The following is a 22,093-nucleotide window of genomic DNA, read 5'->3' on the forward strand; positions in this document are numbered from 1 at the left end:
GACGATGTGACGGAGGCCATGCCGGTGACCAGCACAACCGCCTCCACCGCCGTGTTCGCACACCTCTCCGGCAACCCCTGGCTGCGCTTCGCGGCCCGCCGGTTCGGCCGGCTGCTGGTCTCGGTGTGGGTGCTCGTCACGGCCGCGTTCCTGATGATCCATCTGATTCCTGGCGACCCGGTCCGGGCCGCGCTGGGCAACACCGCACCGGTGGAGCTGGTCGAGGCCCGCCGCGCGACGCTGGGCCTGAACAACCCGCTCTGGCAGCAGTACGCCGACTACCTGCGCCACCTGTTCGCCGGTGACTTCGGCACCTCGATGCTGTCGGGCATGCCGGTGTCGCAGGTGATCGGCGATCGGCTGCCCGCCACGGCCGAGCTGGCCGGGCTCGCGTTCGCCCTGGCGGTGCTCGTGTCGATCCCGCTGGGCCTGGTCATGGCGGTGCTGACCCGGGGCGGGCGGCGCAGGCCGGTCGAGCTGGCGTTCACCTCCGGCAGCGTGCTGCTCGCGGTGGTGCCCGAGTTCCTGGTCGCGGTCGGGCTGGTCTACGTGTTCAGCGTCGAGCTGGGCTGGGCCCCGGTGGCGATGCGCCAGGGCCCGTCGTCGTACGTGCTGCCGGTGCTGGCCCTGGCGCTCGGCCCGGCGTCGGTGCTGGCCCGCATCGTGCGGGTGGAGACGCTCGCGGTGCTGCAGGCCGAGTACATCCGCACCGCGCGGGCCAAACGCCTGCCGGACCGGCGGGTCTACCTGCGCCACGCGCTGCCGAACGCGCTGACCGCCACCATCACCGTCGGCGGGCTGCTGCTGGGCGCGATGGTCGCCGGCACGGTGCTGGCCGAGAACGTGTTCGCCTGGCCGGGCCTGGGCAGCACCATCGTGAGCTCGATCCTGGCCAAGGACTACCCGGTGGTGCAGGGCGTGGTGCTGGTGTACGGCCTGGGCGTGCTGCTGGTCAACCTCGTGGTCGACGTGGCGCTGGCGCTGCTCGACCCCCGTTCCACGATCAGGGAGAGCTGAGCGGTGACGTCGCGGGCGAGGTGGGCCGGGGTGCTGCGGACGCCGGTGGGCGTGGCCGCGGCCGTGCTGCTGGGCGCGGTGCTGCTGCTGGCGGTGTGCGCGCCGCTGCTGTGGGGCGGCCGGGCCGACGAGGTCGACACGGCGCACATCCTGGCCCCGGCGTCGGCGGAGCACTGGGCGGGCACCGACAACCTGGGCCGCGACATCTTCTTCCGGGTGCTGGTGGCCACCCGTACCTCGGTGTGGCTGGCGCTGCTGGCGACCGGCCTGGGCGTGGCCGTCGGGCTGCTGCTCGGCACCGCGCCGCTGCTGCTCGGGCCACGGCTGGGCCGCCTGGTCACGGCCGCGGTGAACATCGCCGTCGCGTTTCCCGGCCTGCTGCTGGCGCTGTCCTTCGCGGTGATCTTCGGGGCGGGCGCGAGCGGCGCGGTCCCGGCGATCGGGCTGGCCATCGCACCGGGGTTCGCCCGGCTGACGCAGACCCTGTCCGCGACGGTCGCCGGGCGCGACTTCGTGGCCGCCGCCCGGATCGCCGGCGTCGGGCGGATCCGCGTGCTGCTGCGCCACGTGCTGCCCAATATCGCCGAACCGCTGCTGGTGAACGCGACGATGGCGGCGGGCGGTTCGCTGCTGGCCTTCGCGGGCCTGTCGTTCCTGGGGCTGGGCGTGCAGACGCCCGGCTACGACTGGGGGCGGCTGCTCGGCGAGGGACTCAACGGCATCTACCTCAACCCGGCCGCCGCGCTGGTGCCCGGTGTGGCCGTGGTACTGGCGGGGCTGGCGTTCAACCTGGTCGGCGAGGCGGCCGCGAAAGCCGTCGGGCCGCGTACCGCGACGGCGCCGGTCCGTGGAGCGTCCGCCGACGGCATCGCGCACGGGGCGGACCTCCCCGCCGGACAGGCCGATGCGGTGCTGGTCGTGGAGGACCTGACGGTCTCCTTCGGACCGGTCACGCCGGTCCGCGGGGTCGGCTTCACGCTGCGACGCGGCGAGTCGGTCGGCATCGTCGGGGAGTCGGGGTCCGGCAAGAGCCTGACCGCGCTCGCCGTCGCCCAGCTGATCGAACAGCCGGGTCGGGTCGAAGCGCGGCGGCTGGAGTTCCTCGGCGACGACCTGCTGCGGACCCCGCCCCGGGCCCGGCCGCGGCTGCTCGGCACGTCCCTGGCCATGGTCTTCCAGGACCCGATGACCTCGTTCAACCCGGTGCAGCGCATCGGCCGCCAGCTCGCCGAGGTCGCCGAGCAGCACCTCGGCCAGCGGCGCGGGCCGGCACTGGCGCGGGCCGTCGACCGGCTGCGCGCGGTGCGCATCCCGGGCGCGGCACGCCGGGCGCGCCAGTTCCCGCACGAGTTCTCCGGTGGCATGCGGCAGCGGGCCATGATCGGCATGGGCCTGATGGGCGAACCGAAACTGATCATCGCGGACGAGCCGACCACCGCCCTCGACGTGACCGTGCAGCGCCAGGTGCTCTCGCTGCTGGCCGACGTGCGTGCCGCCGACGACGTCGCGGTCCTGCTGATCAGCCACGACCTCGGCGTCGTCGAGCAGGTCTGCGACCGGGTGCTGGTCATGTACGCGGGGCGGTTCGTCGAGGACCTGCCCGTGGCACGGCTGCGCGACGGGGCGCGGCACCCGTACACCCGGGCACTGCTCGGCGCCGTGCCGGACCTGGCCACCGACCGCGACCAGCCGCTGGTGGTGATCCCCGGCCGCCCCGCCGATCCGGCCGCACCGCCGCCGGGCTGCGCCTTCGCGCCGCGCTGCCCGCTGGCCGACGACCACTGCGTACGCGCCGATCCCGCGCTCGTCGACGACGGGTCCGGCGGGCGCGTGGCGTGCTGGCACGCCGACGAGCGCCCCGAGCCGGTGCTGTCCGCCGCGACGGAAGGGGAGGGGCGATGAGCGAGCTGACCTTCGAGGACGTGACCGTCCGGTTCGGCAGCGGGCGGCGGGCCATGACCGCGGTCGACCGGGTGCACCTGACGGTGCCGTCCGGTGCCGTCGTCGGGCTCGTCGGCGAGTCCGGCTCCGGCAAGTCGACGCTGGCCAGGGCCGCGGTCGGGCTGACCCCGGTGGCCGGTGGGCGCATCCTGCTCGACGGGCGGCCGCTGCCGCGCGCCGGGCGGCGGCCGCTGCAGATGGTGTTCCAGGACCCGTACTCCTCGCTCGACCCGCGGATGACGATCGGCTCCTCGATCGCCGAGGCGATCCCGCGCGGGGCGGTGACGGGTGCGGCGGGCCGCCGCGACGAGGTGGCCCGGCTGCTGGAACTGGTGGACCTGTCCGCCGACCGTGCCGCCTGCCACCCGGCCGAGCTGTCCGGCGGGCAGCGGCAGCGGGTCGCGCTGGCCCGGGCGCTGGCCGGGCGGCCCGACGTCGTGATCGCCGACGAGATCACCTCGGCATTGGACGTGTCCATCCAGGGCACCGTGCTGAACCTGGTACGCGACCTGCACCGCAGCCTGGGGCTGTCGATGCTGTTCATCACGCACGACCTGGCCGTGGTGCGCTACGTCAGCGACTACATCGCGGTGATGTACCTGGGTCGCATCGTCGAGTACGGTCCGGCTGAGTCGGTGCTCGCAGACCCGCAGCATCCGTACACCCGCGAACTGCTCGCCGCGGCGCGGCGGCCCGGTCGGGAGGCCGTGGACACCGTGCCCGCCCAGGTCGCCGAAGCCGAACCGGCCGACCCGCACCATCCGCCGCCGGGCTGCCGGTTCCACCCGCGCTGCCCGGTCGGCCCGCTGGTCCACGCGGACCGCGCCGTGTGCCGCGACACCGCGCCCACCGGCGACGGCCGCCGCCACCGCGCCGCCTGCCACTTCGCGGGCGGCGCGGCCGACCGGCCGGGCGTACCTCCGCCCGGCGACCCAGGGTCTTGACCCCCTGACCCGCCGCGGTTCTGCGCAAGAGGATCGCCGCCGACCCGGCCCGGTCCTGACGACGGGCCCGCCGCCGACCCGGCCGCGGCCCACCCGACGAAGCAGTCGCCGCCCCACCGGGCGGCGCGACGACATCGACCTGACCGACCAGCGAGGAGATCCCGGTGACCACACGCCAGCGAATCGACGATCTGACCATGTTCGCGGTGCCCGAGCAGCCCGCGCTGTCGCCCGACGGCGGCACGATCCTGTACGTGCTGCGCACCGCGGACGCCGGGGCCGACCGCAACCGGCACGCGATCTGGCGCGTCGGCACGCGCACCGGCGAGGCCGAGCAGCTCACCCGCGGCGACGCCGACTCCGCCCCGGCGTGGTCGCCGGACGGGACCCGGGTCGCGTTCCTGCGCGCCCAGGACGGCCCGGCGCAGCTGTGGCTGCTGCCCGCGGCGGGCGGCGAGCCGACCCGGCTGACCACGCTGCCGCTGGGCGCGGGCGCACCGGTGTGGAGCCCGGACGGCACCCGTATCGCCTTCGGCGCGGCGGTCGACACGCACGCCGCCGACGGCGAGGACGACCCGGCCCGCGCCCGGCGGGCCAAGGCCCCGATCGTCGCGGACCGGCTCGACTACCAGGCCGACGGCGCGGGCCTGCTGCGCACGATGCGCAAGCACCTGCACGTGCTCGACGTCGCCACCGGGCAGGTGCGCCAGGTGACCGCGGGGGACTGGCACGCCGGCGACCCGTCCTGGTCGCCCGACGGCACCACGCTCGCCTTCGCCGCGGCCACCGCGCCCGACGCCGACCTGCGCGTACGCGTGCCCGTGCACGTCCTCGACCTCACCGACCCGGCGGCCGCGCCGCGCCAGGTCGGCCTCGCCGACGGTGTCGCCGGCCCGGTCGGCTGGACCCCCGACGGTCGGCACCTGCTGGTCGTCGGCGGCGTCGACGGGCCGGTCGGGCACGCCCGGCTGCTGCGGCTGCCGCTGGACGGCGGCCCAATCGTGGACCTGGCCGCGGCGCTGGACCGCAACGTCATGTCGGGCGGTCCCGGCTACCCGGGCGCGGTGCCGCGGCTCGTGGACGGCGGGCGCACCGTGCTGTTCTGCGTGCGCGACCGCGGCTGCACCCACCTGTACGCGGTGGACACCGACGGCGGCACGCCCCGCCCGGTCGTCGCCGGGGCCGGGCTCAACGTGTCCGGCATGGCCGTCGCCGGGGACACCGCGGCCGTCGTGCTGGGCACCGCCACGTCGTACGGCGAGATCGTGGCCGTGGACCCGGCCACCGGCGTGCGAGACGTGCGCACCTCGCACGGGACTGACCTGTCCGGGCTGTACGCCCGCGAGGAGCGCGAGTTCACCGTCTCCGACGGCACGGTCGTGCACGGCTGGCTGGTCCGCGACCCCGCGGTCACCGGCCCGCGGCCGCTGCTGCTGGACATCCACGGCGGCCCGCACAACGCCTGGAACGGCGCGGCCGACGAGATCCACCTCTACCACCAGGAGCTGGCCGCACGCGGCTGGACGGTGCTGCTGCTCAACCCGCGTGCCAGCGACGGCTACGGCGAGAGCTTCTTCAACGCCGCGGTCGGTGCGTGGGGCGACGGCGACGCCAAGGACTTCCTGGAGCCGATCGACCAGCTCGTCGCCGAAGGGCTGGCCGACCCGGCGCGGCTCGCGGTCACCGGCTACAGCTACGGCGGATTCATGACCTGCTACCTGACCAGCCGGGACGGGCGCTTCGCGGCGGCCGTCGCGGGCGGGGTCGTCAGCGACCTGGACAGCATGGCGGGCACCTCCGACCAGGGGCACTTCCTCGCCGTGCACGAGCTGGGCGGGCTGCCCTGGCACGACCCGGCCCGCTACGCGGCGATGTCGCCGTACGCGCAGGTGGACCAGGTGCGCACGCCCACTCTCGTGGTGCACGGCGGCGCGGACCTGCGCTGCCCCGTCGGGCAGGCCCAGCAGTGGCACGCCGCGCTGCGCGAGAACGGCGTGCCGACCAGCCTGGTGCTGTACCCGGAGGGCTCGCACCTGTTCATCCTCGACGGCGCACCCTCGCACCGCGTCGACTTCAACCGCCGCGTCGTCGACTGGGTCGAGCAGTACGCCGGCACCGGCCGGGCACCGGTCGACGCCGCGCACTGGCAGCGCCGCCTGTCCGCGCTGGCCGCCAAGCACAAGGTGCCCGGCGCGACGCTGGGCATCCTGCGGGTCGGCGTCGACGGGCGGCCCGACGAGCTGGTCGAGGCCGCGTACGGCGTGCTCAACCGCGACACCGGCGTGCAGGCCACCACCGACTCGGTGTTCCAGATCGGCTCGATCTCGAAGGTGTGGACCGCCACGGTCGCGCTGCAGCTGGTCGACGAGGGCCTGCTCGACCTCGACGCCCCGCTCGCGCAGGTGCTGCCCGAGCTGCGGCTGTCCGACTCCGACGTGGCCAAGCAGGTCACCATGCGCCACCTGCTGACGCACACCAGCGGCATCGACGGCGACGTGTTCGACGACACCGGCCGCGGCGACGACTGCCTGGAGAAGTACGCCACGCTGCTGGCCGAGGTCGCGCAGAACCACCCGCTCGGCGCGACCTGGTCCTACTGCAACTCCGGGTTCTCGCTGGCCGGGTACGTCATCGAGCGGCTCACCGGCGGCACCTGGGACAAGGCGATGCGGGACCGGCTGTTCACCCCGCTCGGCCTGACCCGCACCGGCACCTTGCCCGAGGAGGCGCTGCTGCACCGCGCCGCGGTTGGCCATGTAGCCGGCCCGGACGGCGAGCAGCTGCGCGCCCCGGTCTGGGGCCTGCCCCGCGCGCTGGGCCCGGCCGGCCTGATCAGCGCCAGTGCGGCCGACGTGCTCGCCTTCGCCCGAATGCACCTCACCGGTGGCGTCGCCGCCGACGGCACCCGCGTGCTGAGCGCGGACAGCACCGCCGCGATGGCGGAACTGCACGCCGACCTGCCCGACAAGCACTCCCTCGGCGACTCGTGGGGCCTGGGCTGGATCCGGTTCGGCTGGGACGGCGCACGCCTGATCGGCCACGACGGCAACACCATCGGGCAGGCCGCGTTCCTGCGGATGCTGCCCGCGCAGGGCCTCGCGGTCACCATGCTCACCAACGGCGGCAACGCCCGCGACCTGTACGAGGAGCTGTACCGGGAGATCTTCGCCGAGCTCGCCGGGGTGGCCATGCCGCACCCGCTCGCCCCGCCGGCCGGCCCGGTCGAGTCGGACCTGACGCCGCACGTGGGCGTGTACGAGCGGGCCGGTTCCCGGATGGAGGTGCTCGCCGACGGCGTACTGCGGGTGACCATCACCGGGCCGCTGGCCTCGCTGATGCCGGATCCCGTGCACGAGTTCACGCTGACCCCGGTCGCCACCGACCTGTACGTCGTGCGGGAGCCGGGCCAGCAGACCTGGACGCCGGTCACGTTCTACGGCCTGCCCACCGGCGAGCGGTACGTGCACTTCGGCGTGCGGGCCACCCCCAAGGTCGGCTGATGTCGCTGCTCACGCGGATGCAGGACGCGCTGCCGGGCCTACTGGTCGACATCGAGGAACTCGTGACCTGCGAGTCCCCGTCGGACGACCTGGCCGCGGTGGCGCGCAGCGCCGAGGTGGTGGCCCGCGTCGGCGGCCGGCGCCTCGGCGTCGCGCCGGAACGCATCGTGCGGGACGGGCGCACCCACCTGCGCTGGCGCTTCGGCGCAGGCCCGGCACGGGTGCTGCTGCTCGGCCACCACGACACGGTGTGGCCGATCGGTTCACTGGCCACCCACCCGTTCACCGTGGACGGCGGGGTGCTGCGCGGGCCCGGCTGCTTCGACATGAAGGCCGGGCTGGCCATGATCTTCCACGCGGTGGCCGCGCTGCCGGACCGCGACGGCGTGACGATCCTGGTCACCGGTGACGAGGAACTGGGCTCGCCCAGCTCCCGCACCCTGGTCGAGCAGGAGGCCACCGGCTGCGCCGCAGCCCTGGTCCTCGAAGCCGCCGCCCCCGGCGGCGCCCTGAAGACCGAACGCAAGGGCGTCTCCCTCTACCGGGTGCGCGCCACCGGCCGCGCCGCCCACGCCGGCCTCGAACCCGAACGCGGCGTCAACACCACCATCGCCCTCGCCGAAGCGGTCCTCGCCGTGGCTGCCCTCGCCGACCCCGCCCTCGGCACCACCGTCACCCCGACCCTCCTCACCTCCGGCACCACCACCAACACCGTCCCCGCCGCGGGCGAGTTCGCCATCGACGTCCGCGTCCGCACCCGCACCGAACAATCCCGCATCCACACCAGCCTCCTCGGCGTGGAAAGGAAGGGCACCGTCGGCTCGCGTCAGCGAGACGAGCAGCAGCTCGGCACATCGCTACATGTAGAGGAAGGTGCCCTTCCTAACCATGCGGCGGCGTTGGAGCTGGTCGGCGGACCGAACCGGCCGCCGCTGGACGCCGCGTCCTCGGCCGGCCTGTACGCCCGCGCCGAAAAGCTCGCCGCCGAACTCGGGCTGCCCGCACTGACCTGCGCCGCCGTCGGTGGGGCGTCGGACGGCAACTTCACCGCGGGCGTCGGCACACCCACCCTCGACGGCCTCGGCGCGGTCGGCGGCGGCGCCCACGCCGACGACGAGCACGTCCTGATCGCCGAACTCCCCGCCCGCACCGCCCTCCTCACCGCCCTGACCACCGACCTCCTGACCTCCCCGCACTGAGCGCCCCCGCCCCAAGATCGCCGCGGCGGCGATCTGGGGGCGGGGGCGGGGTCCGGGAACGGTACGCCGGGACGAAGTGGGGGCCTGGTGTTGTCGGATGGCACGAACTAGCCTTGCCGTCCTGCTCCTATGTTCGGACGGTGCTCGCCCCGGTGAAGATGAACCTGCGTTCCCAGGCCACCCTCGGCCGCGTCCTCGACGATCTCGGCGCGACGCTGCTCGAGCTGGTCCACGGCGACGCGGACCGCGGCGGCGACATCGGCGGCGTCGCCATCCACGACCCCCTCGAAGAGCCCGTGCTGCCGCAGCGCGCCCTGGTGCTCGGCGTCGGCCTGCGCGAACCCGCCGAGGTCGCGACCCTGCTGCGCACCCTGGGCCGGCACGATGCGACCGCCCTCGTGCTGCGCGCGCCGCTCGCGCTGACCCCGGAGCTCAGGCAGGCCGCCGACGAGTCGGGCGTGGCGCTGCTCGCGCTGACCCGCGGCGCGTCGTGGGCGCAGCTGGCCGCGCTGCTGCGGGCACTGCTCGCGGAGGGCGACGTCGGCGACGCCGAGCCGCAGACCATCGGGGGTATGCCCTCAGGAGACCTGTTCGCCCTGGCCAACGCGGTCGCGGCGCTGCTCGACGCGCCGGTGACCATCGAGGACCGCAGTTCCCGCGTGCTGGCGTTCTCGGGCCGGCAGGACGAGGCCGACCCGTCCCGCGTGGAGACGATCCTGGGCCGCCAGGTGCCAGAGCACTACTCGCGCATGCTGGCCGAGCGTGGCGTGTTCCGCGACCTGTACCGCAGTGACCAGCCGGTGTTCGTCGAGCCGCGGGGCGAGCCGGACGGGTTCAGCGTGCCCCGGGTGGCGGTCGCGGTGCGCGCCGGCGACGAGGTGCTCGGCTCGATCTGGGCGGCCGTACGCGAGCCGTTGAGCGGCGAGCGCAGCCAGGCGCTGCGCGACGCGGCCCGCCTCGTGGCGCTGCACATGCTGCGCATCCGCGCCGGCGCGGACGTGGAACGGCGGCTGCGCGCCGACCTGCTGAGCACCGCGCTGGAGGGCGGCGCGGGAGCGCGCGAGGCGCTGCACCGCCTCGGCCTGGCCGACCAGCCCGTGGTGGTGCTGGCACTGGCCATGCTGCCGCCCGGTGACGAGTCGATCGGCGCGGACGTCAACCTGACCAGCGAGCGCCAGCGTCTCGCCGACGGCCTGGCGATGCACCTGACCGCCGTGCATCCTCGCTGCGTCGCGGCGCTGGTCGGCGACGTTGCGTACGGCCTGCTGCCGGTGGCCCGCGACGGCGACGGCGAGCAGCGCGCGCTGCGCATCGCCACCGACTTCCTCGACCGGGTCGGCGACCGGGTGCGCGCGGTGATCGGCATCGGCGCGGTGGCGGCGGACGCGGGCGGCCTCGCCGACGCGCGGGCCGGGGCCGACCGGGCACTGCGGGTGCTGCGTTCCGGTCCGGCGCACGGCACGCACGGGCACCGCGTGGCGCGGCTGGCCGACGTGCACGTGGAATCGCTGGTGCTGGAGTTGCGCGACCTGGTGGCGGCACGCGGCGACCGGCCGACCGGGCCGGTCGCGCGGCTGTTCGCGTACGACGAGCAGCACCACGCGAACCTGGTGGACACCCTGCGGGCGTGGCTCGACGCGTTCGGCGACGTCATCGCGGCGTCGGCGGCGATGTACGTGCACCCGAACACGTTCCGCTACCGGCTGCGCCGCCTGGCCGAGGTCGGCGGCCTGGACCTGACCGACCCGGAGGCCCGCTTCGCGGCCATGCTCCAGCTGCGCGTGATCACACCGGGCGCCGCGGCGGACCGCAGCCGCTGACCGCGCGACCGGATGTGCGTTCGCCCGGCGGGTCGAGGTCCGGCGGGGTGACGGTCAGCCGCCCGCACGGGCCAGGCGGTCGAGCAGCTCGCCGAGCAGGGCGGTCTCGCCGGGGGAGAGCCCGGAGGGGGCCTCGCCCAGCACGGCCCGCAACGCCACCGCGGCGGTGGCCCGGGAAGGCCCGGCAGCGTTGGCACCTTCGGCCGGACCCGGGCCGGTGGTGATCGCGGCCAGCACGGTCTCCCGCAGGTCCGCGGACAGGTTCGGGTCGCGTGACCGCTCGGGCTGGGCGATCAGGCTCAGCGTGACGCCGACGTTCGCGGCGAACAGCCGTTCGGCGGCGTCGCGGGGCGGCCGGCGCAGCAGCCCGGCGCGGGCGGCGGCCTCGCACAACTCGGTGAGCCGGACCAGCTCGGGGCCGGTCACCCCGCACGGCACGCCGGGTTTCACCTGCCCGTGCAGCAGCACGTAGAAGCTCGGGTGCGCCAGCCCGAACGCGACGTGCCGGTCCCAGCCGGTCCGCAGGTCGGCGATCGGATCGGCCGATCCCGGCCCGCCGCCGCCGACGTACTGAGCGAAGCCGTAGTCGAGCACCGCGTCGACGAGACCCTGCTTGCTGCCGAAGTGGTGATACAGCGTGGGTGCCTTGACGCCCGCGCGGTCGCAGATCGCCCGGGTCGACACGGGGCCCCCGCCTGCCTCGGTGAGCAGCTCCGCGGTGGCCAGCAGCAGTCGATCGCGGGCATTAGCACTGGTCGAGGGCTGTTCCATAGCGCTATAGTAGTTGGTATAGCGTATATAGCGCCAGCCCCGGACCGTGTTGTCCGAATCGCGGCGGAGCGGCGCACAGGAGGGCAGCACCATGACGATCACCGCCAGACCGGACGCCGTGAGCCGGTATCTAGACGCCGAGCGCCAGCGCGACATCGATGCGATGGTCGGCTGCTTCGCGCCGGACGCGACCGTCACGGACGAGGGCCGCACCCGCCGGGGCCGGGCGGAGATCCGCCAGTGGCGGGAGGAGCTGGCCGGGACGCTGTCGTACACGATCACCGTGCTCGGCCGGCGCGACCACGCACCCGAGCTGAGCAGCGTCCCGGTGCGCGTCGCGGGCGACTTCCCCGGCAGCCCGGTCCGGCTGACGTTCCGGTTCACCACGCAGCAGGACCTGATCACCGAACTGCACATCGCACCCTGACCGAACGGAACAGCGCATGAGCACCACCACGGTCGGCATCGCCGACGGCTACGAAGGCAGGGGTGTCGTCGTCACCGGCGGCACCCAGGGCATCGGCGCGGCGGTCGCCGCCCGGCTCGCCGCCGCGGGCGCGCGGGTCGTCGTCAGCGCACGCCGCGCGCCGGAGCAGCCGCTGCCCGCCGAGTTCGTCCAGGCCGACGTCAGCACCCCCGAGGGCGTACGCCTGCTCGCCGAGCGAGCGCTGGCCTCCCTCGGCACGGTCGACCTCGTCGTGCACAACGTCGGCGGCTCCTCCGCGCCGCCGGGCGGCGTGCTGGCGCTGACCGACGAGCACTGGCGCAACGATCTGGACGCGAACCTGATGGCCGCGGTCCGGCTCGACCGGCTGCTGGTCCCCGGGATGCTGGCCCGGGGCTCGGGCGCGATCGTGCACATCTCCTCGATCCAGCGCAGACTGCCGCTGACCTCGACGATCGCGTACGCCGCGGCCAAGGCGGCGCTGTCGAACTACAGCAAGAACCTCGCCAACGAGCTGGGCCCGCAGGGCATCCGGGTCAACTCCGTGGCCCCCGGGTTCGTCGAGACCGCCGCCGCGTCCCGGCTCATCGACCGCCTGGCCGAGGAGGCGGGCGGCGGCCGCGACGAGGCCCGCGACGGCCTCATGCGGTCGCTGGGCGGCATCCCGATCGGGCGGCCCGCCCGGCCCGAGGAGGTCGCCGAGCTGGTCGCGTTCCTCGGCGGCGACCGGGCCGCGTCGATCAACGGTGCGGAGTACACCATCGACGGCGGCACCGTCCCGACGGTCTGAGCGCCGGCCGCGCGGTCAGCGCCGCGTCGCGGCGTAGCGCTCGCGCCACAACTTCACGAGAAACCCCAGGTCATCGCGGCGCGCATGATCGGCGGCCACGCCGCCCGGGTTGGCCCCGTGGACCGTCTCCGCGAGCGGGTCGGCACCCGCGTCGAGCAGGGCACGGATCAGCACGGTGTCGCCGCCGTTCATGACGGCCACGTACAGCGGGGTGCCGGCCGATGCGGTCGGGGGTGTCCACGGGCAGCCCGGCAGCGTCCAGCAGCGGCAGCAGCCGCGCGTGGTCGACCCACATCGCCATGTGTCGCAGTGACCAGCCGCTGCCGTCGCGCATCAGCGGATCGACCACGCCCCTGGCCAGGCCGTCGAGCAGCCAGTCGGTGTCACCGTCGAGCACGCGCTCGCGCACCCGGGTGCGCTGGGCGGCCAGGGCCTTCGGCAGCCGGCCGACCCCGGTCAGCCAGGTGTCGCGTACCGCGAAGCAACCCGCGCCCGGCCCGCCCAGCACGCGCATTGTCTGCTCCCGGCGCAGTTCGTCGGCATCGTGGTCGTGCAGCCGCAGCGCCCCGTCCCGCACGCTCACGACATGCCACTCGCCCCGGCAGCGCACCCGGACCGGTGCACCGGGCTCACCCGCCGCCGGTTCCGGTGCGCGCCCGACCGACCGGCGCGGGCCCGCCTGCGGCATAGCCGGGAACAGGGCGGCGCGCAGCAGCGGGTGCAGCTCGGCAGGGGTCAGCAGCCCGGCGTGGAGCAGGGCCAGGTCGGCCGGAACGGGGCCGCTCGCGACCTGCGGCGGGCCCTCGTTGTACTCGTGCGGGTCGGACTCCGCCGCGACCAGCTCGTCGCCGACGCTCACGTTGAGATGTGCCCCGAACAGCGTGTCCACCCGCTCGGCGGGAAACCGTGGGCGCTGCGCGAACGTCGTGGCGGCGGCGCGGATCTCGTCGGCGAGCCCGACCGGGCAGGTCGGCCCGGCGGAGCCGCGCTGCAGCGCCTTGGTGCCGGTGAACGGGATCTCGATGCCGCAGGCGCGCCAGGCGGCGGTGTACTCGCCCGCGGCCAGCATCAGGTAGACGCGTTCGGTCGCGGCCGCCGCGTCGTCGCCGATGCCGAGCGCGGACCAGGGCAGCGGCGAGCCGTCCGGCGCGAGCAGCGGCGGGCGGTCCGCCGAGCAGCCCCACGCGGCCCGCAACGCCGAGGTCTCGCGCACGTCCCAGGTGTGGCGCGGTGCGACATACCAGCGGTGGTCGTTCAGCTCGCTGAGCGTCACGACCGTCAGCCGGAGCCGTTGCGGGCCGGTCGGCGACAGCGGCAGGCGCACCCGGATCAGCGGGGTGCCGTGGTCCACGGCACGCGGCGCGAGCACGGCGCTGGTCCGGGCCCGCAGCGTGGTCATCCCGCCCTGATGCCGCGGCAGGTGCCAGAGCAGCAGGTCCAGGGCCAGGTGGTGCAGGTCCTCGTCGACGGCGACGGCGGCTTCCGTGCCGAACCGGTGCCGGACCTTGTCGAGATCCAGGTCGACGTCGGTGTCGGCGAAGGCCGCGGCCGCGCGCCAGTCACCAACCGCGCGGGCGTCCGCCGCCGCCGCGACCACGGCTGGTGAGTGCATCTGCGCGCGGATACGCCGCCACTGCGTCAGGTCGCCGCGCAGCAGCGTGATCATGCACACCTCCGGGACGGTGGGTGGCAGGCCGGCCGGATTCGAACCGGCGTCCTCCAACTGCGCGAAGTGGCGCGACGACCTCTGCGCTACGGCCTGCCGCCGGGAGCGTACCCAGCGACTCCGACAGCGGACGCGGGTGCGTGGGATGTGACCGGCACGCCTAAGGTGTCCCCTGTTCGCGAATCAGGTTCGCACCTCGGGCATCGGAAGGTCATGAGCAGCCACACCACCACCGGCAAGGCAGTCGAGTACGCCATTCCCGCCGTCGTCGACAGCCCCGCCGGGGCGCACCCGCCCGCAGGCCGGCTCGGCGGCTGGCTGCTGCAGCACCGCGTGCAGCCGGTCGGTCCTGAGGCCGACGAGAGCCACGCCAAGCCGCAGTCCTGGTGGAAGGTGATGTGCCTGACCGGCGTCGACTACTTCTCCACCCTGGCCTACCTGCCCGCAATCGCGGCGACCGCGGCCGGCGCGCTGTCACCGCTGGCGACGCTGCTGATCGTGGCGTTGACGCTGCTGGGCATGCTGCCGATGTACCGGCGGGTGGCCAAGGAGAGCCCGCACGGGCAGGGTTCGGTGGCGATGCTGGAGGATCTGCTGCCGTTCTGGCGGGGTAAGGCGTTCGTGCTGGTGCTGCTCGGTTTCGTGGCCACGTCGTGGATCATCACGATCACCCTGTCAGCCGCCGACGCGTCGGTGCACCTGCTGGAGAACCCCCTGGCTCCGCACTTCCTGGAGGGCCACGCGGTCACCATCACGGTGGTCCTGCTGCTGATCCTGGGCGGGGTGTTCCTGCTCGGTTTCAGCGAGGCCGTCGGGGTCGCGATCCCGCTGGTTGCGGTGTTCCTGGGTCTCAACGCGGTGATCGCGGTGTATGGGCTGGTCGAGGTGTTCACCACGCCGGGGGCGTGGTCGGGTTGGACCGGCGCGCTGACCAGCGGCGGGGGCGGGTTCGGTGGGATGCTCGGCCCGGCGGTGCTGGCGTTCCCGCTGCTGGTGCTGGGCCTGTCCGGTTTCGAGACCGGAGTGAGCATGATGCCTCTGGTCGCCGCCGACGGGCAGGATGGCCGTGCCCGGATGGCGTCGCGGGTGCGCAACACCCGCAAGCTGCTGACCGTCGCCGCGCTGATCATGTCGGTTTACCTGCTGCTGACGAGCTTCGTCACGACGGTGCTGATCCCGGCGGAGCAGTTCGAGCCCGGCGGGGCGGCCAACGGCCGGGCCTTGGCGTATCTCGCGCACGAGCACCTGGGTGAGGGCTTCGGCACCGTCTACGACATCAGCACCATCCTGATCCTGTGGTTCGCGGGCGCGTCGGCGATGGCGGGCCTGGTCAACATCGTGCCGCGGTACCTGCCGTCGTACGGCATGGCGCCGGAGTGGGCGCGGGCGGTCCGTCCCGTGGTGCTGGTCTACACGGTCGTTTGTGTCGGGGTGACCATCGCCTTCGGCGCCGACGTGGAGGCCCAGGCCGGGGCTTACGCGACCGGCATCCTGGCGATGATGGTGTCGGGCAGTGTCGCGGTCACCATCTCCGCCGCCCGCTACCGCCGCAAGTGGGCGGCCGCCGGGTTCGCGGTGCTCACCCTGGTCCTGCTGTACGCCCTCGGCGAGAACATCCGGGAGAAGCCCGACGGGATCGCGATCTCCGCGATGTTCATCGCCGCCATCGTGGTGATCTCGCTGATCTCCCGGGCCGCGCGGACCACCGAGCTGCGCGTCAAGCACATCGAGTTCGACACCCGCGCGCGGCAGTTCGTCACCGACTCGATCGCCCACGACGGTGCCCTGAACCTGATCGCCAACCGCCGCCAGGCGGGCGACGTCGCGGAGTATTCCGCCAAGGAGCGCGAGCAGCGCGGCATGAACCCGGTCCCGGGCCGCGCCGACGTGCTGTTCCTGGAGATCGACGTGGTGGACCCGTCGGCGTTCTCCGACGTACTGCAGGTCACCGGCGTGCAGGTCGGCGAGCACCGGGTGTTGCGCGCGTCGGCCCCGGCCGCGCCGAACGCCATCGCGGCGATCCTGCTCGCGCTGCGTGACACGACCGGGGTGCGCCCGCACTGCTACTTCGAGTGGTCGGAGGGCTCCCCGCTGACCCACCTGCTGCGCTACCTGTTCCTCGGGCGCGGGGACACCCCGCCGGTCGTCCGGGAGATCCTGCGCGAGCGCGACGCCGACCCGGCCCGGCGGCCGGGCATCCACGTCGGCGGCTGACCTCGCCCACCGGGGGGCGCGCCCGTGCGGGCGCGTGTGCTACAAAGCTTCGCGTGAGCCTGCCACCACCCCAGCTGAGCCACCACGTCGTCGCGTCGGACGGCGTGGTGCGCGTCGCGCTGGCCGGTGAGGTCGACCTGGCCGTGGCGGACGACCTGCACCACTGGCTGGCCACGGCGGCGGCCGAGCACCCCGGCCTGCCGGTCGAGGTGGACATGACCTCGGTGACGTTCATCGACTCGTCCGGCATCCGGGCGTTCGTGCGGGCCCGCAACGACGCCGTCGGCGCGGGACGGGGCCTGCGCCTGGTCAACACGGCCGGGATGGCGCTGCGCGTGCTGCAGGTGGCCGGGGTGTACGCGCACCTCAGCGGCGAACCACTGGACTGACCCCGAGCCTTCGCGCAGGTCTTGATCGTGAGCCGAGTCGGTTTCACGTGCCTGTGTTAGGTTGGGCGCACGCGTCAGGGGTACCTGCCTGACGTGCGGGGAGGCCAGGATGCGGAAGCAGGTGTCGTGAGAACGGGCGCGGCCGCAGACCATCGCGGCTTCTTCCACGAGACGGCGTTCTACGCATCCGACGACGAGTTCCTCTCCGTCGTCGTGCCCTTCCTCCGGGACGGGGTGGCCGCGGGCGAGCCCACGCTCGCCGTCTTCGCGCAACCCCAGGAGCGGCTCGTCCGGGTTGCCATGGGCGCCGACTGCGGGGTGACCTTCATCCACGGCGACGCGCATTACCAGCGCCCGGCCACCGCGATCAAGCAGTACCGGGAGATGCTCGCCGAGCACGTGGCTGCCGGAGCCGCGCAGATCCGGGTCGCGGGCGACGTGCCGCATCCGGGGGTGGGCGTGCCGTGGGAGTGGTGGGCGCGCTACGAGGCCGCGGTGAACCACGCATACGACGACTTCCCGATGTGGGGGCTGTGCCCGTACGACACCCGGAACACGCCGGACGAGGTGCTCGACTTCGTACGGCGGACCCACGCGCACATCGCGACGCCGCTCGGCCACACCGCCAACCTCGCCTTCCAGGATCCGTTCGTGCTGGCGGCCGGGGTGACGCCGTGGCGCGACCCGCTGGAGGACACCCCGCCCGCGATCGAGCTGGGCGGGCCGACGACGGCGCAGGCCCGCGGTGCCGTCGTCGCGTTGCAGGCGACCGCCGGCCTGCCCGACGACGACCTCAGCGGCCTGCTGCTGGCGATCACCGAGACGGTCACGAACGCGATCCTGCACGGGCGGCCGCCGGTGCTGCTGCGGATGTGGGCCGCGCCGGGCCGCATCGTGGTCACGGTGACCGATCACGGTCCCGGCCCAACCGACCCGCTCGTCGGCCTGGTGCCCGGCGCGAGCCCGGGCGGGTGGGGCCTGTGGCTGGCCCACCAGGTCTGCGCGTACGTCTCCCTGCAGCGTGCGCCGGACGGGTTCACGGTACGGCTGCTCGGCGGGCAGCTGCCCGGCTGAGCAGCGCGGCAACGGCCCGTTGGAGATCATCGACCGTGCCCGCTCACGGGACGCGCGTCGCCGTGGCTGGTGCTCGGCGGCACCCTGGGCGACAATCTTGCGGTAGGGAGCCCCGTCGATCCGGGCGGCGCGGTTCCCGGCGACCCGGGCGACCCGGGGCCCGGCGGTGACGGGTCCGGCCGCCCGCCCCGTCCCCATACCTCAGGAGCAGCTTCGTGTCCGATGTCGACGTCGAACCGGTGACCACGAGCCCGGAGGACGCCCCAGAGCCCGCCGCCCAGCCCGCCGCGCCGTGGTGGCGCGAGCGGCTGCCGCACCTGCTGCTGGGCGCTCTGCTGCTGGTGATGGCCTGGTTCACCGTCGCGCAGGGCCGCTTCCACGGCCGCACCTACGACGAGTACATGCAGGACGACTACGGCGCGCGGGTGCTGAAGTTCTACCTGTCCGGCACTGCCGACCGCTCGTTCCTGGACTTCCCGGACTACCTCTACATGCCGCAGCACGGTGCCGGGTTCGAGCTGATCGTGGCGTTCTTCCAGCACCTGTCCGGCGAGATCTGGAACACCCGCACCATCGTCAACGGGCTGTTCGGCGTGCTCGGCATGCTGGTCACCGCGCTGGCGGCCCGGGAGCTGGCCGGTCGCGGCCGGCTCGGCGCGTGGGCGGGCCTGGCCGCCGCGGTCGGCCTCGCGCTCTACCCGCGCTACACCGGCCAGATGATGAACAACTCCAAGGACATCCCGCTGGCCGTGGCGATGGTGCTGGTGCTGTGGCTGGTGCTGCGGCTCATGCGGCGCTGGTCGCAGCCGAACCGCCGGTTCGAGGTGCTGGAGCTGGCCGCGGTCGGCGCGGCGATCGGTTTCGCCGGTTCCATCCGGGTCAACGCCCTGCTGTGGTTCGGGCTGCTGGCGCTCGTCGGGCTCGGCTTCTGGGTGCGGCACGGCTACAAGCTGCGCGGGGCGGCGCTGCGCACCGAGGTGACCAACCAGTTCACCGCGATGCTCGCCATCGGCACCACGGCGTACCTGGTGATGTCGCTGTTCTGGCCGTTCCTGCTGACCAACCCGGTCGACGGGCTGATGTCGTCGGTCGAGTCGATGGCCAAGTACGACTGGGACAACGAGATCCTGTTCGGCGGCGAGATGGTCCGCTCCACGCAGTTGCCCTGGTACTACGCCCCCTGGTGGCTGGTGATCGGCTCCCCGCTGCCCGTGGTCGCGCTGACCGTCGCCGCCGCGGTGGCCGCGGTCGTGGCACTGGTCCGGCGGCAGCGGCTGGACGGGCGGATGCTGCTCGTCGGCGCGTACATCCTGGTCCCGCTCGCCCTGATCATCGGCGCGCACTCGACGCTCTACAACAGCCTGCGCCAGTTCCTGTTCGTGGCGCCCGGCATGATCGTGCTGGCCGCGGTGCTGCTGGTGCGCTGGGCGCGGGGGTCGTTCGACTCCGGGCGCACGGCGCTGGCCTGGGCGCTGATCGGCGCGGCCGTGCTCGGCCAGGGCGAGGCCCTGTACGCCTCCGCCCGCATCTACCCGTACGAGTACTCCTACTTCAGCCCGCTGGCCGGCGGCTACACCACGGCCCGGCATGACTACGAGAGCACCTACTACGGCTCCTGCACCCGCGCCGCGGCGGCCTGGCTGGGGGAGAACTACCGCCAGTTCACCGACGACCCGGCCCCGACGTTCCGCGACGAGCACCAGTGGAACTCGCTGGCCGAGGTCGACCTGCCGGACAACTTCGTCTCGGTCGGCGACGGCGACCCGTTCTTCCGGATCACCACCAGCCAGGCCGGTGCCGGCTACCGCGAGGTGCACGCGGTCATGGTCGAGGGCGAGCCGGTGTGCCGGGTCTCCATGAAGGAGTATGCGGGAGTCTCGTGACCGGTTAAGGGGCAGCCGGCGCGGGGTATCGCGGCGGCATGACCCTCAACGAGAACGCGGACATCGATACCAGCCAGGTGACCGACGCCCGGGGATCCGGGGGCGGCGGTCGCGGTGGCGGACTCGGCGGCATCCCGATCCCGGTCGGCGGCGGCATCGTCGGCACGTTGATCGTGATCGGGCTGGCGCTGGTGGGCACGTTCCTCGGCCCGCAGATGTTCGGCGGCGACGACGGCGGGCCGGGCGTCAGCGAGACCTGCTCGACGGCGAACCCGGACCGCCTGGACAACGCCGAGTGCCGCAACGCGCTGTACATCAACTCGATCCAGGCCTACTGGCGCGAGGCGCTGCCGCAGACGTTCGGCGAGCAGTATCAGCAGACCGACACGGTGTTCTTCTCGCAGGCGGTGAACACCGGCTGCGGTCCGGCCGACAGCGGGGTGGGCCCGTTCTACTGCCCGCCGGACCAGATGGTGTACATCGACCTGTCGTTCTACGACGAGCTGGCCACACGCTTCGGCGCGGACGGGCAGTTCGCCCAGCCGTACGTGCTGGCCCACGAGTACGGCCACCATCTGCAGAACCTGCTGGGCATCTCGACGGACGTGCAGCGGCAGTCCGAGCGCGACCCGGGCGCGGCCAACGCGCTGTCGGTGAAGCTGGAGCTGCAGGCCGACTGCCTGGCGGGGGTGTGGGCCAAGCACGCCATCGAGACCAAGGACGCCAAGGGCACCCCGATCTTCAAGTCGCTGACCCAGCAGGACATCGACCAGGCCTTGGAGGCGGCGGCCGCGATCGGCGACGACAAGATCCAGGAGAGGTCGGGCGGTCCGGTCGACGAGTCGCAGTTCACCCACGGCACCGCCAAGCAGCGCAGCGACTGGTTCAACACCGGCTACCGCAGCGGCGACGGCCGCCAGTGCGACACCTTCAGCAAGGGCGTCTGACCCCCGGCCCGCGGCCGCGATGAGGGCGTGCCGGGTCCGGGAGGTGCCAGGTCCCGGACCCGGTCGACGGCTTGCCGTTCCAGTAAACGGTTCCTATAGTGGCCGGGACCGGGAACTGATCTTCGGGGCGGGAGAGTCGTCGTGAACCCTGTGCGCCTGGCGCTGATCGGCGCGGGTGACCGCGGCAACGCGTACGCCCGCTGGGCCCTGGCCCATCCCGACCGGGCGCGGTTCGTCGCCGTCGCCGAGCCCGACCCGGACCGGCGCGCCCGCTTCGCCGCGGCTCACGGCATCGACCCGGCCGCGCGGCACGACGGCTGGCAGGAGCTGCTGGCCGACGGTGACCTCGCCGTCGACGCGGTCGTCATCGCGACCCAGGACTCCGGGCACGCCGACCCGGCCGTGGCCGCCGCCCGGCGCGGGCTGCACATCATGCTGGAGAAGCCGCTCGCGCCCACCCCGCAGGAGTGCGTGCGCATCGTCGACGCGGTACGCGAGGCCGACGTGATGCTCGCCGTGTGCCACGTGCTGCGCTATGCCCCGTACACCCGGCTGGTCAAGCACCTGATCGACGCCGGCGCGATCGGCGACGTCGTGTCGGTGCAGCACCACGAGCCGGTCGGCTTCTGGCACCAGGCGCACTCGTTCGTGCGCGGCAACTGGCGGCGCGAGGACCTGTCCAGCTTCATGCTGCTGGCCAAGTCCTGCCACGACATGGACTGGCTGCAGCACATCGTGGGCCGCGACATCGTCCGGGTGTCCAGCTTCGGCGGGCTGCGCCACTTCCGCCCCGAGAACCGCCCGGCCGACGCCGCCGACCGGTGCCTGGACTGCGCCGTCGAGCCCGACTGCCCGTACTCGGCCCCCCGCCTCTACCGCGACCGGCTGGCGCGCGGCGAGCACGGCTGGCCGCTGTCCGTGGTGACCCCGGTCTTCACCGAGCAGGCGCTGACCGCGGCCCTGCGCGAAGGACCCTACGGCCGCTGCGTGTACGCCTGCGACAACGACGTCGTCGACCACCAGGTGGTGGCGATGGAGTTCGACGGCGGGGTGACCGCGTCGTTCACCATGAACGCCTTCAACACCGGCGGGCACCGGCGCACCCGCGTCTTCGGCACCCGCGGCGAGCTGGTCTGCGACGCCGTCAGCGTGACCGTGCACGACTTCACCACCGGCACGGCGACCAGCCACGACCCGCAGACCGCGGGCGGCGCGGACGCCGCCGGCGGGCACGGCGGCGGCGACGCCGGGCTGATGGACGCGTTCACCGCCGCAGTGGCCACCGGCGACCGGGCGCGCATCCTGTCCGGCCCGGCGCAGACCCTCAACTCGCACCTGGCCACGTTCGCCGCCGAGCAGGCCCGGCACGAGGGCACCGTGGTCACCGTCGCCCGGCCGGGCGCGCTCGCCGGCTGACGCGGTCGTGAACGCGGCTCAGGTCCTCCTGCCCCGCGGACTGGGCAACACCCCGTTCCCCGGACCCTCGTTTCCTG

General features: G+C 73.9%; 16 protein-coding genes and 1 tRNA gene. 14 read left to right on the forward strand and 3 right to left on the reverse strand.

Features of this window, described 5'->3' with window-relative positions; translation table 11 throughout:
- Window positions 1-24 precede the first annotated feature (24 nt).
- From F9C41_RS39960 to F9C41_RS39985, 6 genes are all read left to right on the forward strand, one after another.
- Entirely contained in the window at window positions 25-1,017 is a 993-nt protein-coding gene (locus F9C41_RS39960; RefSeq protein WP_230690375.1) for an ABC transporter permease, read from the forward strand.
- A 3-nt stretch (window positions 1,018-1,020) separates the two neighbouring features.
- Window positions 1,021-2,919: a dipeptide/oligopeptide/nickel ABC transporter permease/ATP-binding protein gene (locus F9C41_RS39965; protein ID WP_155392064.1), complete on the forward strand. Its 1,899-nt coding sequence runs from the start codon at window positions 1,021-1,023 to the stop codon at window positions 2,917-2,919.
- Window positions 2,916-3,902 (forward strand): ABC transporter ATP-binding protein, encoded by a 987-nt coding sequence (locus F9C41_RS39970; protein ID WP_155392065.1) that lies wholly within the window; start codon window positions 2,916-2,918, stop codon window positions 3,900-3,902. The genes F9C41_RS39965 and F9C41_RS39970 overlap by 4 nt, the downstream gene beginning before the upstream one ends.
- A 164-nt stretch (window positions 3,903-4,066) precedes the next feature.
- Complete coding sequence (locus tag F9C41_RS39975; protein ID WP_155392066.1) at window positions 4,067-7,402, forward strand: serine hydrolase; 3,336 nt, start codon at window positions 4,067-4,069, stop codon at window positions 7,400-7,402.
- Complete coding sequence (locus F9C41_RS39980; RefSeq protein ID WP_230690376.1) at window positions 7,402-8,601, forward strand: M20/M25/M40 family metallo-hydrolase; 1,200 nt, start codon at window positions 7,402-7,404, stop codon at window positions 8,599-8,601. The genes F9C41_RS39975 and F9C41_RS39980 overlap by 1 nt, the downstream gene beginning before the upstream one ends.
- A 140-nt stretch (window positions 8,602-8,741) precedes the next feature.
- On the forward strand, window positions 8,742-10,421 hold the full coding sequence (locus F9C41_RS39985) for a PucR family transcriptional regulator (protein WP_230690377.1): 1,680 nt from the start codon (window positions 8,742-8,744) through the stop codon (window positions 10,419-10,421).
- 54 nt (window positions 10,422-10,475) lie between these two features.
- Here the strand turns inward: F9C41_RS39985 and F9C41_RS39990 are convergent, their stop codons facing one another.
- Window positions 10,476-11,192, reverse strand: a complete 717-nt coding sequence (locus tag F9C41_RS39990; RefSeq protein WP_155392067.1) for a TetR/AcrR family transcriptional regulator — start codon at window positions 11,190-11,192, stop codon at window positions 10,476-10,478.
- 91 nt (window positions 11,193-11,283) lie between these two features.
- Here F9C41_RS39990 and F9C41_RS39995 point away from each other — a divergent pair, with 91 nt between their 5' ends.
- Together F9C41_RS39995 and F9C41_RS40000 are read left to right on the forward strand one after the other, a co-directional pair.
- Window positions 11,284-11,619 (forward strand): nuclear transport factor 2 family protein, encoded by a 336-nt coding sequence (locus F9C41_RS39995; RefSeq protein ID WP_155392068.1) that lies wholly within the window; start codon window positions 11,284-11,286, stop codon window positions 11,617-11,619.
- 16 nt (window positions 11,620-11,635) lie between these two features.
- Entirely contained in the window at window positions 11,636-12,427 is a 792-nt protein-coding gene (locus F9C41_RS40000) for an SDR family oxidoreductase (RefSeq protein WP_155392069.1), read from the forward strand.
- Window positions 12,428-12,497: 70 nt separating this feature from the next.
- Here the strand turns inward: F9C41_RS40000 and F9C41_RS40005 are convergent, their stop codons facing one another.
- Window positions 12,498-14,093: a hypothetical protein gene (locus F9C41_RS40005; protein ID WP_155392070.1), complete on the reverse strand. Its 1,596-nt coding sequence runs from the start codon at window positions 14,091-14,093 to the stop codon at window positions 12,498-12,500.
- Window positions 14,094-14,116: 23 nt separating this feature from the next.
- Window positions 14,117-14,189 (reverse strand) — tRNA-OTHER (locus F9C41_RS40010).
- 117 nt (window positions 14,190-14,306) lie between these two features.
- Between F9C41_RS40010 and F9C41_RS40015 the strand changes: the two genes are divergently transcribed.
- The 6 genes from F9C41_RS40015 (at window position 14,307) to F9C41_RS40040 (ending at window position 22,016) form a co-directional block, all read left to right on the forward strand.
- Window positions 14,307-16,307 carry an APC family permease gene (locus F9C41_RS40015; protein ID WP_155392071.1) on the forward strand — a complete coding sequence of 667 codons (2,001 nt, stop codon included), beginning with the start codon at window positions 14,307-14,309 and terminating at the stop codon, window positions 16,305-16,307.
- A 53-nt stretch (window positions 16,308-16,360) separates the two neighbouring features.
- On the forward strand, window positions 16,361-16,696 hold the full coding sequence (locus F9C41_RS40970) for an STAS domain-containing protein (protein WP_196280163.1): 336 nt from the start codon (window positions 16,361-16,363) through the stop codon (window positions 16,694-16,696).
- Between the two features lie 126 nt (window positions 16,697-16,822).
- Window positions 16,823-17,770, forward strand: coding sequence for a sensor histidine kinase (locus tag F9C41_RS40025; RefSeq protein ID WP_155392073.1), 948 nt, complete (start codon window positions 16,823-16,825; stop codon window positions 17,768-17,770).
- 215 nt (window positions 17,771-17,985) lie between these two features.
- Window positions 17,986-19,653, forward strand: a complete 1,668-nt coding sequence (locus tag F9C41_RS40030; RefSeq protein WP_155392074.1) for a hypothetical protein — start codon at window positions 17,986-17,988, stop codon at window positions 19,651-19,653.
- Between the two features lie 38 nt (window positions 19,654-19,691).
- Window positions 19,692-20,600 carry a KPN_02809 family neutral zinc metallopeptidase gene (gene ypfJ / locus F9C41_RS40035; RefSeq protein WP_155392075.1) on the forward strand — a complete coding sequence of 303 codons (909 nt, stop codon included), beginning with the start codon at window positions 19,692-19,694 and terminating at the stop codon, window positions 20,598-20,600.
- A gap of 141 nt (window positions 20,601-20,741) precedes the next feature.
- Window positions 20,742-22,016 (forward strand): Gfo/Idh/MocA family protein, encoded by a 1,275-nt coding sequence (locus F9C41_RS40040; RefSeq protein WP_155392076.1) that lies wholly within the window; start codon window positions 20,742-20,744, stop codon window positions 22,014-22,016.
- Window positions 22,017-22,093 lie beyond the last annotated feature (77 nt).

Source organism: Catellatospora paridis (genome assembly GCF_009720365.1).
Classification (GTDB): Bacteria; Actinomycetota; Actinomycetes; order Mycobacteriales; family Micromonosporaceae; genus Catellatospora; species Catellatospora paridis.

What these genes read in the sequence shown, in the direction of transcription:
- F9C41_RS39980 (WP_230690376.1), top strand. Translation starts at nt 7,402, where the DNA reads ATGTCGCTGCTCACGCGGATGCAGGACGCGCTGCCGGGCCTACTGGTC.
- F9C41_RS40000 (WP_155392069.1), top strand. Translation starts at nt 11,636, where the DNA reads ATGAGCACCACCACGGTCGGCATCGCCGACGGCTACGAAGGCAGGGGT.
- F9C41_RS39995 (WP_155392068.1), top strand. Translation starts at nt 11,284, where the DNA reads ATGACGATCACCGCCAGACCGGACGCCGTGAGCCGGTATCTAGACGCC.
- F9C41_RS40015 (WP_155392071.1), top strand. Translation starts at nt 14,307, where the DNA reads ATGAGCAGCCACACCACCACCGGCAAGGCAGTCGAGTACGCCATTCCC.
- ypfJ (WP_155392075.1), top strand. Translation starts at nt 19,692, where the DNA reads ATGACCCTCAACGAGAACGCGGACATCGATACCAGCCAGGTGACCGAC.
- F9C41_RS40005 (WP_155392070.1), bottom strand. Translation starts at nt 14,093, where the DNA reads ATGATCACGCTGCTGCGCGGCGACCTGACGCAGTGGCGGCGTATCCGC.
- F9C41_RS39970 (WP_155392065.1), top strand. Translation starts at nt 2,916, where the DNA reads ATGAGCGAGCTGACCTTCGAGGACGTGACCGTCCGGTTCGGCAGCGGG.
- F9C41_RS39990 (WP_155392067.1), bottom strand. Translation starts at nt 11,192, where the DNA reads ATGGAACAGCCCTCGACCAGTGCTAATGCCCGCGATCGACTGCTGCTG.